General features: G+C 62.8%; 17 protein-coding genes. 6 read left to right on the forward strand and 11 right to left on the reverse strand.

Annotation, left to right across the window (positions count from 1 at the left end; genetic code table 11):
* Positions 1-14: 14 nt before the first annotated feature.
* On the reverse strand, positions 15-1,238 hold the full coding sequence (locus tag GOX53_RS15860) for a PLP-dependent aminotransferase family protein (RefSeq protein ID WP_171177991.1): 1,224 nt from the start codon (positions 1,236-1,238) through the stop codon (positions 15-17).
* Between the two features lie 159 nt (positions 1,239-1,397).
* Here GOX53_RS15860 and GOX53_RS15865 point away from each other — a divergent pair, with 159 nt between their 5' ends.
* Complete coding sequence (locus GOX53_RS15865; RefSeq protein ID WP_171177993.1) at positions 1,398-2,168, forward strand: FadR/GntR family transcriptional regulator; 771 nt, start codon at positions 1,398-1,400, stop codon at positions 2,166-2,168.
* Between the two features lie 3 nt (positions 2,169-2,171).
* On the opposite strand, the gene GOX53_RS15870 is transcribed toward GOX53_RS15865, so the two are convergent.
* The 7 genes from GOX53_RS15870 to GOX53_RS15900 form a co-directional block, all read right to left on the reverse strand.
* Positions 2,172-2,954 (reverse strand): class I SAM-dependent methyltransferase, encoded by a 783-nt coding sequence (locus GOX53_RS15870; protein WP_171177995.1) that lies wholly within the window; start codon positions 2,952-2,954, stop codon positions 2,172-2,174.
* Between the two features lie 3 nt (positions 2,955-2,957).
* A complete protein-coding gene (locus GOX53_RS15875) occupies positions 2,958-3,806 on the reverse strand; it encodes a hypothetical protein (RefSeq protein ID WP_171177997.1) in 849 nt (282 codons plus the stop codon).
* A 75-nt stretch (positions 3,807-3,881) separates the two neighbouring features.
* Positions 3,882-4,442: a F0F1 ATP synthase subunit B gene (locus tag GOX53_RS15880; protein ID WP_171177999.1), complete on the reverse strand. Its 561-nt coding sequence runs from the start codon at positions 4,440-4,442 to the stop codon at positions 3,882-3,884.
* A gap of 5 nt (positions 4,443-4,447) precedes the next feature.
* Entirely contained in the window at positions 4,448-4,993 is a 546-nt protein-coding gene (locus tag GOX53_RS15885) for a F0F1 ATP synthase subunit B' (protein ID WP_171178001.1), read from the reverse strand.
* Between the two features lie 86 nt (positions 4,994-5,079).
* Positions 5,080-5,304, reverse strand: coding sequence for a F0F1 ATP synthase subunit C (locus GOX53_RS15890; protein ID WP_005981269.1), 225 nt, complete (start codon positions 5,302-5,304; stop codon positions 5,080-5,082).
* A 48-nt stretch (positions 5,305-5,352) separates the two neighbouring features.
* Positions 5,353-6,132, reverse strand: a complete 780-nt coding sequence (locus GOX53_RS15895) for a F0F1 ATP synthase subunit A (RefSeq protein WP_367936657.1) — start codon at positions 6,130-6,132, stop codon at positions 5,353-5,355.
* 2 nt (positions 6,133-6,134) lie between these two features.
* Positions 6,135-6,467 carry an AtpZ/AtpI family protein gene (locus GOX53_RS15900; protein WP_171178003.1) on the reverse strand — a complete coding sequence of 111 codons (333 nt, stop codon included), beginning with the start codon at positions 6,465-6,467 and terminating at the stop codon, positions 6,135-6,137.
* 231 nt (positions 6,468-6,698) lie between these two features.
* On the opposite strand from GOX53_RS15900, the gene GOX53_RS15905 reads away from it, so the two are divergent.
* Complete coding sequence (locus tag GOX53_RS15905) at positions 6,699-7,049, forward strand: helix-turn-helix transcriptional regulator (protein WP_171178005.1); 351 nt, start codon at positions 6,699-6,701, stop codon at positions 7,047-7,049.
* Positions 7,050-7,054: 5 nt separating this feature from the next.
* Here the strand turns inward: GOX53_RS15905 and GOX53_RS15910 are convergent, their stop codons facing one another.
* Entirely contained in the window at positions 7,055-7,963 is a 909-nt protein-coding gene (locus GOX53_RS15910) for a DMT family transporter (RefSeq protein WP_171178007.1), read from the reverse strand.
* On the reverse strand, positions 7,960-8,838 hold the full coding sequence (locus GOX53_RS15915; RefSeq protein ID WP_171178009.1) for a LysR family transcriptional regulator: 879 nt from the start codon (positions 8,836-8,838) through the stop codon (positions 7,960-7,962). Before GOX53_RS15915 ends, GOX53_RS15910 begins: the two co-directional genes overlap by 4 nt.
* Before the next feature lie 120 nt (positions 8,839-8,958).
* Between GOX53_RS15915 and GOX53_RS15920 the strand changes: the two genes are divergently transcribed.
* Both GOX53_RS15920 and GOX53_RS15925 read left to right on the forward strand, forming a co-directional pair.
* Entirely contained in the window at positions 8,959-9,540 is a 582-nt protein-coding gene (locus tag GOX53_RS15920) for an FMN-dependent NADH-azoreductase (RefSeq protein WP_171178010.1), read from the forward strand.
* A gap of 120 nt (positions 9,541-9,660) precedes the next feature.
* The gene (locus tag GOX53_RS15925; protein ID WP_171178012.1) at positions 9,661-10,422 is read left to right on the forward strand and encodes an aspartate/glutamate racemase family protein; all 762 of its coding nucleotides are present in this window, start codon (positions 9,661-9,663) and stop codon (positions 10,420-10,422) included.
* Between the two features lie 71 nt (positions 10,423-10,493).
* Here the strand turns inward: GOX53_RS15925 and GOX53_RS15930 are convergent, their stop codons facing one another.
* Positions 10,494-11,024 carry a prolyl-tRNA synthetase associated domain-containing protein gene (locus GOX53_RS15930; protein ID WP_171178014.1) on the reverse strand — a complete coding sequence of 177 codons (531 nt, stop codon included), beginning with the start codon at positions 11,022-11,024 and terminating at the stop codon, positions 10,494-10,496.
* Positions 11,025-11,072: 48 nt separating this feature from the next.
* Between GOX53_RS15930 and GOX53_RS15935 the strand changes: the two genes are divergently transcribed.
* Positions 11,073-11,633, forward strand: coding sequence for a hypothetical protein (locus GOX53_RS15935; RefSeq protein WP_171178016.1), 561 nt, complete (start codon positions 11,073-11,075; stop codon positions 11,631-11,633).
* A 162-nt stretch (positions 11,634-11,795) separates the two neighbouring features.
* Positions 11,796-13,316, forward strand: a complete 1,521-nt coding sequence (ffh, locus tag GOX53_RS15940; RefSeq protein WP_171178018.1) for a signal recognition particle protein — start codon at positions 11,796-11,798, stop codon at positions 13,314-13,316.
* Positions 13,317-13,345 lie beyond the last annotated feature (29 nt).

Here is a 13,345-nt window from a genome sequence, read left to right on the forward strand (position 1 = left end):
CTGACAGGAATTGGTTAACAGACCCTTTCCGGCTGCTGCGACCGCAGCAACTCGCCCAGCCGCCGGATGCCGTCCTCGATCACCGCCTCGTCGGTGCAGGAAAAGCTCAGCCGCAGCGTGTTGGCACCGGAGCCGTCGGCAAAGAAGGCCTGTCCGGGCACGAAGGCGACCCGGACCGTGTCCAGCGAGCGCTCCAGCAAGGCGCCACCGTCCATCCCCGGCGGCAGGATGAGCCAGACGAACATGCCACCCTCGGGCCGGGTCCACTGCACACCCTCGGGCATGTGCCGGGACAGCGCCGCCAGCATCGCGTCGCGCCGCCGCTGATAGACGGCGCGGAGCTTGGGGATATGGGTGTCGAAGCTGCGCTCGGCCACACGCGCAATCGCCATCTGATTGATGGTCGAGGAATGCAGGTCGGCGGCCTGCTTCAGCAGTACCATCTGCGCGATGATCGGTTGTGCGGCCACCACCCAGCCGACGCGCAGACCCGGGGACAGGGTTTTCGAGAAGCTGCCACAGTAAACCGTGCGGCAGGCCTCGACGGAGCCCTTGCGTGCGATTTCGAGCGACAGGATCGGCGGCACCGCCTCACCGTCGTAGCGCAGAGCCTGATAAGCGGCGTCCTCGATCACCGCGCAATCCAGCTCCTCGGCCAAATCCAGCAGCGCCTCGCGCCCGCGCCTGTCCACCGTCTCGCCGGTCGGGTTGGCGAAATCAGCGGAGAGATAGGCGAACTTGACCCGCCCGCTGATCGCCGCAGCGTCCGCGTAATCCGCCGCCGGGCGGTTGCCGTTGATGCTGAGTTGATCGTAGCGCGGCTCGTAGGCGTTGAACGCCGCCAGCGCGCCCAGATAGGTGGGCCAGCCGACCAGCGCGGTGTCGCCGGGCGACAGGAACAGCTTGCCCAGATAATCCAGCGCCTGTTGCGAGCCCGAGGTGATCAGCACGTTCTCGACCCCGCACGCGATCCCGATCCCGGCCATCTGGTCCACGATCCATCGGCGCAGGGGCAGATACCCCTCGCTCACCGAATATTGCAGCGCCTGCGCCTGGTGCGAGGGCTCAAGGGCGGCGGCAAACGCCTCGGCAAACTCATCCGCCGGAAACAACGCCGGGTCCGGGATGCCGCCGGCGAAGGAGATGATGCCGGGCTGGTCCAGCAGCTTGAGCAACTCGCGAATCTCGGAGGCTTTCATCCGGGATGCGCGGGTGGCGAATATCTGGTCCAGCGACATGGGGTCCTCCTCGGGCCTGTGACCGGGGGAGCCTATTGTGGAGCGCATTAAAGTCAACAATGCTGACCTAATGTTACAGCGCTTGTGATCGTGTGCCCAGAGCTTGCGGCTGCCGCGCTTACGTGGTCATATGTTTTGACCAATCTGAATGAGCGCAGGATGCCCTTCCAGAAAGTCCAATCCGAGAAGCTCTCGACCGCCGTTGTCCGCCAGATCGAGGAACTGATCCTGCGCGGTATCCTGCGGCCGGGTGAGCGGTTGCCGTCCGAGCGGGAACTGTCCGAACGGCTGGGCGTGTCGCGCCCGTCGCTGCGGGACGCGATTGCCGAGTTGCAGGAACAGGGGCTGCTGACCGCCAAGGCGGGGTCCGGCATCTTTGTGGCCGAGGTGCTGGGGTCGGCATTTTCCCCGGCCCTGATTCGGTTGTTCGGCACCCATGACGAGGCGGTGTTCGATTACCTGTCGTTCCGGCGCGACATGGAGGGGCTGGCCGCCGAACGCGCCGCGCGGCTGGGGTCGGACAGCGATCTGAAGGTGATCCAGACGATCTATGACAAGATGGAGACGGCCCACAGCCGCCGCGCCGCCGATGACGAGGCGCAACTGGATGCGCAGTTCCACATGGCGATCATCGAGGCCAGCCACAACGTGGTGATGCTGCACATGATGCGGTCGATGTTCGAGCTGCTGCGGCAGGGCGTGTTCTATAACCGCCGGATCATGTTCCACCAGCGCACCACCCGCACCGCCATCCTGGACCAGCACCGGGCGATCAACACGGCCCTTCAGGAACGTAACCCCGACGGCGCCCGCGCCGCTGTCGAGGCGCATCTGAGCTATGTAAAGCAGTGTCTAGCCGACCAGCAGAAAGCCGAGCGCAACGAGGCCATCGCCCGGCAGCGGCTGGAGCATGAAACCGGTCAGGGCTGACGATCAGGAGTCGCGTTGTGCAGCGAGCACGCGCTGCTTCATTGCAGCGTAATCCTGTTCAGCAAGGCTGGCCTTGCGGGCCTTTCTTTCCAGCCTGCGACGGGTCCATCCGCCGGGCCAACTCAGGTCTGACAGGGTGGTAAAGGCGTAGACGTCCCCTTTGAGATGCACTTTGCGCATCCCCAACTCATGCGCCATGAAGTCCAGGCACTGTTCAGAGAAAAAGCTGATGTGCTGGCCGGTTTCAAAGGCCCAGTACCACCAGTCCGGACCGGGGATGTCGCCGGGGTCGAAACAGGTGGCCGAGAAAAACAGCGTCTCATAACCGAACTGCGCGCGTGCGGTTTTCAGATGCCCCAGCGGATCCGGCAAATGTTCCAGAACCTCGAAGGCGGCTGCAACCTCATATGGGCCTTCGTCAGCTTCGAACCCGCGCGCCAGCAGGTTGTCCGCAAAGGGGTCCGACCAGTGGAAGTCGATTCCGACGTCCCGCAGGCCGCGTACCAGCAGGCCGTAGCCCGCACCCAGATCGATCCCCCGCGCCTGGGCCAGTCCGTTGGCGCGCATCGCCATGGAGACAATACGGATGTTGTTCAGGTTGCGCGCCAGAATCCCTGTGTCGGTCAGTGCAATCGCATCGCTATAGGCCTCATCCAGCCAGTGGGGCGCGTCGACCCAGATGTAGCCGCAGCTTTCATCCAGGTAGTACGCGGCGTTGTGACGGCCTATGACCTTGTGCTCGAACAGAAGTCTTCCTGCCTGACCGGTCAGCGGGGACTGGGACATTTCTCATCCTATCGACGTCGATTCACCATACAGATGCTTTGGCAGCGGTGCACCGCCGGCCACTCCCAGATGCTCAGAGGGGGCGAGCGTCGTCAATCCCGGATCGATGAACAGCCTGGCCCCACCCGCGCGCATCTGCCTGTGCAAAAGAACATGTTCACAGACGCGACTGCCGTCGTCGTCCTTGCTGGAATATCTCAACCCGTCCAGAGAGCTGGTTCGATAGAGGCCCAGGCCGGCAAAGGCGCTTTTTACCGGTATCAGCGGGGCATCCGTCGGGATGTGATACTGGCGATCATAGATGAGCCTTTGCAGCAAATTCTGCCGCCAGCGTTTCCGAAAGAAGAGCGGCTTGCTCTCCGAATGGATGCGCTGCCAGACATCTTCGTCACACCATCCTTCGCAGCGCAGGGCGTACAGGTCGTAATAGGACGGCTGCGGGTTTCCAAACACGGCGTCCCAATGCGGAACCCGGCGCGACATCGCGCCAAGGACAGCCTGGCTGTTCAACGCCGTGTTGGGGCCGTCGAGGTCCAGGATCAGCGTCATTGGGTAAAGAGGCCCAGTAGCGAACAGGTGTCCCAGCACTTCGTTTCGCGCGTGGCATATGCGGTCCACCCGGTCGGGACAGGTCGCGGACAACCCATCCATCGTCAGAACATCGACGCCGTTTGATCCGGCCGCGAAATCACCAAGGATCCGATCCGTGTCATCGGTGTTGTCGTTTGTCGCGATGATCACGCGGCTCTCGGCAAGCTCTTGGCGTAGCCGCTCGATGCAACCGAGGGACTCGGCCAAAGCCGTGCCGCCGTTACGGACCACGCCTAAGATATTGAGAGATTGGGATGGCATGTCTTGCCTGCCGGGGATCGGGATGGGCCGGATGGCATCCGAAAAAGAAACGGCCCGCAGGCCGTTTCCGATTGATCAGTGCAGCTTGGCGTCCACGTCGGCGATGGCCGCGTCGATCAGCTGGTTGGCCTGGGTGGCGGTCATCTGCTTGGCCAGAACCGCTTTCGCGGCGGCAACGGCAACCGAGATCGCCTGATCGCGCACTTCTTTCACCGCCGAAGCCTCGGCCGATGCGATCTGGTCCTGGGCCGCTGCCAAACGGCGGGCGATCGAGGTCTCCAGATCCGCCTTGGCCTGCTCGGCGGCCAGTCCGGCATCTTCCTTGGCGGCAGCGACGATGGCGCTGGCCTGTTCCTGCACTTCGCGCTGCTTGCGTTCATACGAGGCCAGCAGGGTCTGTGCCTCTTCGCGCAGGGCGCGGGCCTCGTCCAGTTCGGACTGGATGCCCTCGGCCCGCTTGTCCAGGGCGCCGCCGATCAGGCCGGGCACCTTGAAGTAGAAGAGCACCGCGATGAACACGATGAACCCCAGCAGCACGACAAAGTCGGTGTTGCCCAGCGAGAAGAACGGGCCGCTTGCGGCCAGTGCCGGGCTGGCGGTGCCTGCGGTCAGGATAAGGGCGAGAATATTGCGCATGTCGCTTATCCTTTCATCCGGGCGTCAACGGCGCCTGCAACGGCGTCGGCATCGGCCTGACCGCCCAGCGCGGTGACGAGTTCGGCCGCCGTGTCCTTGGCAACCACCTGAATGCTGTCCAGCGCGCCGGCACGGATCTCGGCAATCGCCTGTTCCGATTCAGCGGCTTTGGCAGCGATTTCCGCGTCCGCCTTGGCGATGGCGTCGTCCAGATCGGCCTGGATTTCCGCACGGGCCTCGGCCGCGATACGCTGCGCTTCGGCACGGGCATCGGCCAGCGCCTTGTTATAGGCTTCCTCGGCCTCGACCGCCTTGGCCTTCAGGTCTTCGGCTGCGGCGAGGTCGTTGGTAATGGTCCCTGTCCGTTCGGCCAGGATCGCCGCGATGCGGGGCAGAGCCACGCGCGACAGGACCAGAAAGACGACGACCAGTGTAACGACGAGCCAGAAGATCTGGTTCGGGAACCAGTCGAAGCAAAGCTGCGGCATCCCGATGGCTGAGCCATGGGAGTCGACGCAGGTACTTACTGCTCCGGTTGTTTCAGTCGCCATGATGTCCTCCGTCGGAACGTTGTCTTTACAACAGGTGGGCCGCTATGGCCTGGGCCCACCTGCGCGTAAGGATCAGGTTCCGCAGATTAGACGGCGAACATCAGCAGCAGCGAGACCAGGAATGCGAAGATCCCCAAGGCTTCTGCGAATGCGATACCGATGAACAGGGTTGCGGTCTGCGAAGCAGCCGCCGAAGGGTTGCGCAGGGCGCCGGCCAGGAAGTTGCCTGCAACGTTGCCCACCCCGATTGCGGCTGCGCCGGAACCGATTGCTGCCAGGCCTGCGCCGATGTGTGCGAGATCGCCTTCCATGATGTATCTCCTTACGAATTGGAAGTTTCGATGTTGGGGTATCGGACCTTAGTGCGACGGATGCAGCGCATCCTTCAGGTAAACACAGGTCAGAATGGTGAAGACGTAGGCCTGAATGAAGGCCACCAGGACCTCGAGGCCGTACATTGCGGTGATCGCCAGAACCGACACGGGCGAGATCACGGCGATCGCGGCGAAGCCTGCGAACACCTTGATAACCGCGTGGCCTGCCATGACGTTACCGGCAAGACGAATGGAGTGGCTGACCGGGCGCACGAAGTACGAGATCAGCTCGATGATCGCCAGAATGGGGCGCAGCGCCAGCGGGGCGCTCGACACCCAGAACAGACCCAAGAAGCTGGCACCGTTCTTGACGAAGCCCAGAATGGTCACGGTCAGGAACACGGCCAGCGCCAGCGGGATGGTGACGGCGAAATGCGACGTGGTCGTAAACGACGTCGGGATCAGGCCCAGGAAGTTCGCGGTCACGATGAACATGAACAGGGTCATGACATAGGGGAAGAACTTGACGCCTTCCTTGCCGCAGATGTCCTCGAGCATCTTGTAGATGAAACCATAGGCCAGTTCGGCGATCGACTGCATCCGGGTCGGCACGATGGCGCGCTTGGAGGTGCTGAGGACCAGCAGGCCGATGATGGCAAGGATGGCAAGGAACAGCCACAGGGTCACGTTGGTCGGCGTGTACCAGGCAATCGGGCCGTCACCGAACAGCGGCTTGACGATGAACTGGTCCATCGGGTGGAAAACCAGGCTGCTGCCTTCTGCTGCTTCTGCGCCGTGTTCCGCGGTTTTCGCGTCGCCTGCCACGTTCAGTCCCTCTCGTCCTTCTCGGCCGCGTTTGCCGCCGTCTGTTTCTCTTGAACCTCTTTCGCGCTGCGGAGCATAACCTTCACGCCCGCGACAAGGCCCAGCAATGTGAACAGCACCAGAAAGATCGGGATCGTCCCGAACAGGCGGTCCAGCCCGTATCCGATGCCAAATCCGATCGCCAGACCGGATACCATTTCGATGACCATCCGCCAGGCAAGCTCGCCCCCGGATATGTCAGCATCCGCGCGGGGCTTGGGCTGTTTGGCCTTTTTCGCCGCTTCGATCCGCTCCTCAAGCTGCGACAGGCGCTGCTTTTGGTCGTCTTCGGTCAACGGCGTCACCCTCACGCTTTCTTGGCCATGGTGCTAAGGGGGAGAAGGCGTAGAGTCAACGGCTCAGATGTCGCGCGTCGCGCCTGTGTAACCTGTTGTTATATTGCGTATTTTCAGCAAGAAGAGGCAGAGGCGCACACGTGCCACGGCGGGTGCGTAGGCCAAATGAGACGAAATCGCATATTCAACCAAATGGTTGACGATTGATCGGGGTTATGGTTCTGCCGGGACATGTCCGACGATCTCGACGCTGTCTTTGCGGCCCTTGCCGACCCCACGCGGCGCGCCATTCTGGCGATGCTGCTTGAGGATGACATGGCGGTGACGGATGTGGCTGAACCCTTCGAGATGTCGCTGGCTGCGATCTCGAAACATCTGGTGATCCTGACGCGGGCGGGGCTGATCGCGCAGGAAAAGCGCGGGCGGGTCAAGTGGTGCAAGCTGGAACCGGACGCGATGCGCACGGCCACCGTATGGATGCAGGGATTTGGCCAGTTCGAGCCAGTGAACCTGGATGCGTTCGAGCGGTTTCTGGAGACCGAGTTGACCGAAGCCGAGGGCACTGGGACCGAAAGCGCCTGATCCGACTAGGGCCGGCGGTGGGCCGGCGCGGCCTGATCCTCGGGTTTCAGCAGCATCAGCAGCGCCACGACGGTCAGGGCGATGCCTATCAGGACGAGGCCGGTTGGCGCGCCGTTGCCCAGCGCGGTCTCCCACAGGATCACCCAGCTTGGGGTGAGATATGTGTAGGCCATGACCTTGGCTGACGGCAGATAGAGCGCGGCGTATTGCAACAGTACGAAGGTGGCCGCACTGGCAAAGATGGCCACATAAAGCAGCCCGATCCACACGATGGCGGGCAGGTTCAGCCAGTCGGTCGCCCTCAGATCGGACCAGCCGTATAAGATGAGCATCACACATCCGGCCAGCAGCATGCCGAAGGTGAAGACCACCGCAGGCTCGCCCCGGTTCAGCCTGCGGACCATCGGCGCATAGATCGCGTGGGCCACGCAGCCCCAGAAGTAGATGACCTCGCCGCTCCCGATCTGAAAGGCGCGCAAGGCAGCCCAATCGGCGCGAAAGATCACCCAGAGCGCTCCGACGGCGCCCACCGCAAGAGCCGCGGCCATGCGCAGCGTCGTGATCTGCCGCAGCAGCATCCACCCCGCAAGTGCAGCCATAACCGGGGTCAGAGTGAAGACTGCAGCGGCACTGACCGGCGGGGCGGTTTTCAGCCCCTCGAACATTAGCACGAAATAGGTGGCGAACAGACCGCCCAGCACGAAATACCGCCACGGGGCGCGGAAGGCGCTGCGGGACAGGCCGGTGGTTGCCACTGCGGCAATTCCGATCACGATCGATGCAATGGCAAAGCGGGCGGCGTTCAGGGCGGCAGGCGTGATCTCGTTGGCGATCATCGAGCCCAGCGAGAAACTGCCCGCGACCAGCGCCGAGAATGTGAGCATGGCCAGATGGCCACGGGCCTCGGGGCTCACACCGACCAGCCCTTGGACTGTTCCTTGATGAATTTCAGGAAGGCCTGGACCTTGGTGGTGCGGTGCAGGTCCACATGGGTGACCAGCCACAGCTTGCCCGACCAGTCGGGCAGCGGGTCCATGACCTCGACCAGATTGTCATCTCGGGCGGCTTCCCACCGGGCCATGAAGCCGATCCCGGCCCCGGCGCGCACGGCCTCGCGCATGGTGAAGTTGTTGGTGCAGCGGAAGGTGAGCGCCTCGGCGGGCGCAGTGGCGCGCAGCCAGCGGGAGAAAGGCGCGCGGCTGTTTTCGTCGTCATTGCCGATGAAGAAATGGTTGGCGAAATCCTCGATGCCCGAGGGGCGGCCATACCGGGCGATATAGGATTTGCTGGCATAGAGCCCAACCTCCTGCGCCACGAAGGGCTGCACCACATTGTCCGGCTGATCTGGCGCGGCACCGGCGCGGATCGCCACATGGGCCTCGCCATATTCCAGCCGGAACAGGCGGTCGCCGGTTAGGTAGCGCACGATCAGGCCCGGATGCGACTGCTGGAACTCGGTCAATGCAGGCACGACCAGCGGCGCCAGCGAGGCCAGAGAGGTCACCACCAACTCGCCCGACACATCGTCGCCCTTGCCCTTGAGCCGCCCGACCAGTTGATTGAACTGATCCTCGGTCGCCTGCGCCACCCGCAACAGGTCGTCCCCGGCCTCGGTCGGCGTGTAGCCGCGCGCGTGGCGTTGGAACAGTTTGACGCCCAGCCGGGCCTCGATGGCGTCGATATGGCGGATGACGGTGGCGTGGTGCACGCCCAGCACCTCAGCCGCGCCGCTGACCGTTCCCATCCGCGCCACCTGATAGGCGGTGCGCACCTCGTCCCAGTTGTCCATATCGGGTCGCCCTCAATGTGCAAAATCCAACACTTCTTGTTGATATATCGGCGTTGCGTTCGCTGGTGCAATAACCAATTTTCAGACACCGCAAGAGACTCCCTTATGAGGAACCGCAAAATGCCGCATACCATCCTGCATATCGACGCCTCGGCCCGCCGCGCCGGGTCAACCACCCGCGAACTGTCCGGCCAGATCGTCAAGCATCTGGGCGCCAGCCGCATCATCCGCCGCGATCTGGCCACGCCGCTGCCGCTGCTGACCGAGGATTGGGTCAACGCCAACTTCACCCCTGCGGACCAGCGCGACGCGGTGCAGCGCGATCTGCTGTCGCTGTCGGACGAACTGGTGTCCGAGTTGAAGGAGGCAGACACCATCGTGATAGGCCTGCCCATCTACAACTTCTCGGTGCCCGCCGCGTTTAAGGCCTGGATCGACCTTGTCGCCCGCGTGGGTGAGACCTTTGCCTATAGCGAGACCGGCCCCAAAGGGTTGCTTGAGGGCAAGCGTGCCATCCTGGCCGTGGCCTCGGGCGGCACCGCCGTAGACTCCGAAATCGACTTTGCCACCACCTATACCCGTCATGTTCTGGGCTTTGTCGGCATCACAGAGGTCGAGGTGATCGCCGCCGACCGCATGGCGCTGGACCCCGAGGCAGCGTTGGAAGGCGCGCGCGCCGCCGTGGCGCAGCTGGCCGCCTGATCCGCCACCACTCACTGCCGCCGGCCGTTTCCGGGTCGGCGGCATGCCACCTCTGGTCAACACTCCGGGAACCGGTCAAACTGCGCCCTTGGACGGAACCGCAGACGGGACCCACATAAAATGAAAAAGATCGGCATTCTCGGCGGCGTCGGCTGGGCCTCGACCGTGGATTATTACCGCGCGATAGCCGAAGGCGCAGGCCGGTTCTTTGCCGAACGTGGCCATGGCTCGCCCCTGCCGGTCCCGCCAATGACCATCGAATCCGTGACCCAGGCCAAAACTCGCGCTCTGCGTGGCAATCCCGACGATGAAGTGAGTTGGGCCGCATTTGACGCCGTCTTTCGCGAGGCATTGCTGACGCTGGAGAAAGCCGGTTGCGATTTCGCCATCATCGCATCGAACACGCCCCACGCTAGGCTGCACGCGATCCGGCAGGGCGTGACCCTGCCGATCCTCAGCATCTTCGACGAAACCGCCCGGGCGACTGCCGCCACCGGCGCGACGCAGGCGCTGGTCCTCGGCACCACAGTGACCATGCAGGCGCGCAACTATGCCGAGACCCTCTCGACGCACGGGATCACCGCCAACGACACCCTGCCGGACAGCGAGATTGCAGAGATGCAGGCCATGATCGACGAGGATTTCTATGGCGGCGCCTCGAACCGCGCCCGCGCCCGTCTGCTGGAGTTCTGCAACGCACACGCCGAGCCCGGCACTGCCATCCTGCTCGCCTGCACCGAATTGCCGCTTGCCTTCCCCGAACATCTCGACGCGGTGAGTTTTGAGGCCGACGAGCACCTGTTCGTCAACCCCTCAGCCGCCCACGTCGCTGCCGCCCTGAGTGAAGCCTTATGGGACGAGCCCACGAAGCACCCCGGCTGAGCACACCCTGCTCTTCCTCTTGCAAGAAACATCCCCGCCGGAGGCATGCGCCCTCAGGCACATATTCATGCTCAGGGCAGCCAGGTCACCTCACACCCGATCCGCTCAAAAAACGCCATCACATCCGTCTGCGCCATCGCCACGGTCCGGTCGTTGACCAGCGGGTGCATATAGATGACCTCGGCCTCTTGCGCGGCGGCATCCATGAAAAAGCGCACGTTGTTGTTCACGCCGTTGAGCATCGCCAGCGGGCTGACCGCACCGGGGCGGATACCGAGGTTCTGCATCAGCCGGTCGGGCGAGCCAAAGGACAGGTTCCCCACCCCAAGCGCGGCGCCCAAGCCTTTGAGGTCGATCTCGCGGTTCTGCTCCAGCGTGACCAGATAGTTCCGTTTCTTCTTGTCCCGCAGATACAGGTTCTTGACCCGCAGCGCCTTTTCGCAGGGCACCATGAACTGATCCTCGACCGCTTTCGACTCCTCGACAGTGCGCAGCGGCACATGTTCATGCAGGCGATAGTCCAGCCCCCATTCGGTGAGATGCGCCAGAAGCGCATCCGAGCTGACCGGCAGACTGTCCTGAAAGGCCGAAGATGCGTCCATGAGATCCTCCTGAAGTCGCGGATCGCTCATGACGCAACGGCGCGCGCGATGCAACCGCTTGATCTTCGCCCGCGACCTGATGTTATCGTCGCGTTCATGAAGATCATCAGAAACACACCTGAACAACTGATCCTGTCATACGTGCCATGGCTGACCGGCTTATTCCTGATCGGCATTCTGATTGTGTTTCTTGCAGCGGGCCTATCGGAACTCAGCAAGGCTGACAAAAAAATCGCCGAGATTGCGTATGCACTGCTTGTGCCGGTCGTTGTGTTCGGCATTTTGTTCTGGGGTTTGGTGCAGCGAATACAGATAATAATGGATCGACCAAACGACAAACTAACAATACGCCGCCGTACGCTGATGGGTCATCAGGTGAACTCTTTCAAACTTTCGGACTTCAGATGCAGTGAAATGCAGCCGTCGCGTTCCGGTGGGCACAATAAAAACTATCGACCGGTGCTGTATTTCGTTCATGTCGACGGCACGAGTATTGTTCCGCTCTTCACCGGCTACAGCAATTGGTCCGGTCGTATGCACCGAGCGGTGGACGCGATGAACGAATGGCACCAAGCCCATCCAGTTGACTCGGCGGCCGATACAACGTAACGAGACCGCCAATCATCCGGAAGCGTCACACCTTCCGGTCCCTTGAGTCGTTCAGGGATCGCCCCCCACCAGCGTGTTACGCCCGTGGGGGCGTTTGTGCATTGACCCGTCCGCCCCTAAGTATGGGGCGCCAACAGCAAACCGGCGAAGGAGGCCGCAGGCATGTTTGAAAATCTATCCGAACGCCTCTCTGGCGTCTTCGATCGGCTGACCAAGCAAGGTGCCCTGTCCGAAGAGGATGTAAAAACCGCCCTGCGCGAAGTCCGCGTGGCGCTTCTGGAAGCCGACGTTTCGCTGCCGGTCGCCCGCGACTTCATCAAGAAGGTGCAGGAGCAGGCCACCGGTCAAGCCGTGACCAAGTCGGTCACCCCCGGCCAGCAGGTGGTCAAGATCGTCCATGACGCGCTGGTCGATGTGCTGCGGGGCGAGGAAGACCCCGGCAAGCTCAAGATCGACAACCCGCCCGCGCCGATCCTGATGGTCGGCCTGCAGGGTGGCGGTAAGACCACCACCACCGGCAAGCTCGCCAAACGGCTGAAGGAGAAAGAGGGTAAACGGGTCCTGATGGCCTCGCTCGACGTCTACCGCCCGGCGGCGATGGATCAGCTGGCGGTGCTTGGCACCCAGATCGGTGTCGACACGCTGCCCATCGTGCCCGGCCAGAAACCCGTGGACATCGCCAAACGCGCCAAGCAGCAGGCAGCTCTGGGCGGCTACGACGTCTACATGCTGGATACTGCGGGCCGTCTGCATATCGACGAAGTGCTGATGCAAGAGGTCGAGGACGTCCGCAACGTGGTCGAGCCGCGCGAGACGCTGCTGGTGGTCGACGGCCTAACCGGCCAGGTTGCCGTCGAGGTGGCCGAGGAGTTCGACGCCAAGATCGGCATCTCGGGCGTGGTTCTGACCCGGATGGACGGCGACGGGCGCGGCGGTGCGGCACTGTCGATGCGCGCGGTCACTGGCAAGCCGATCCGCTTCGTCGGTCTGGGCGAGAAGATGGACGCGCTGGAGACCTTTGAGCCCGACCGGATCGCGGGCCGCATCCTCGGCATGGGCGACATCGTCGCGCTGGTCGAAAAGGCGCAGGAGACCATCGAGGCCGAACAGGCCGAGCGCATGATGAAGCGCATGGTCAAGGGTCAGTTCAACATGAATGACCTGAAGATGCAGCTGGAACAGATGATCCAGATGGGCGGCATGCAGGGCATGATGGGCATGATGCCGGGCATGGGCAAGATGGCCAAGCAGATCGAGGATGCGGGCATGGACGACAAGGTCCTGCGCCGTCAGATCGCCATGATCCAGTCGATGACCAAGCGTGAACGCGCCAACCCTGCCTTGCTGCAGGCCAGCCGCAAGAAGCGGATCGCGGCGGGTTCAGGCATGGAGGTCAGCGACCTTAACAAGCTTCTGAAGATGCACCGGCAGATGTCGGACATGATGAAGAAGATGGGCAAGATGGGTAAAGGCAAGATGCTGAAACAGGCCATGAAGGGCATGTTCGGCAAGGGTGGTGCGCCCGCGGATATGGCCGAGATGGCCCAAGGCATGGACCCCAAGGCGCTGGAACAGGCGGCAAAGGCGATAGGTGGCGGCAAAGGCCTGCCCGGTGGCCTGCCCGGCCTCGGCGGCGGCATGGCCCTGCCTCCGGGTCTGAGCGGGTTCGGGAAGAAAAAGTAAGTGAATCGAGCTCCCAATATAACGACTGA

Origin of the sequence: Ruegeria sp. HKCCD8929 (genome assembly GCF_013031405.1) — a bacterium.
Lineage (GTDB): Bacteria > Pseudomonadota > Alphaproteobacteria > Rhodobacterales > Rhodobacteraceae > Ruegeria.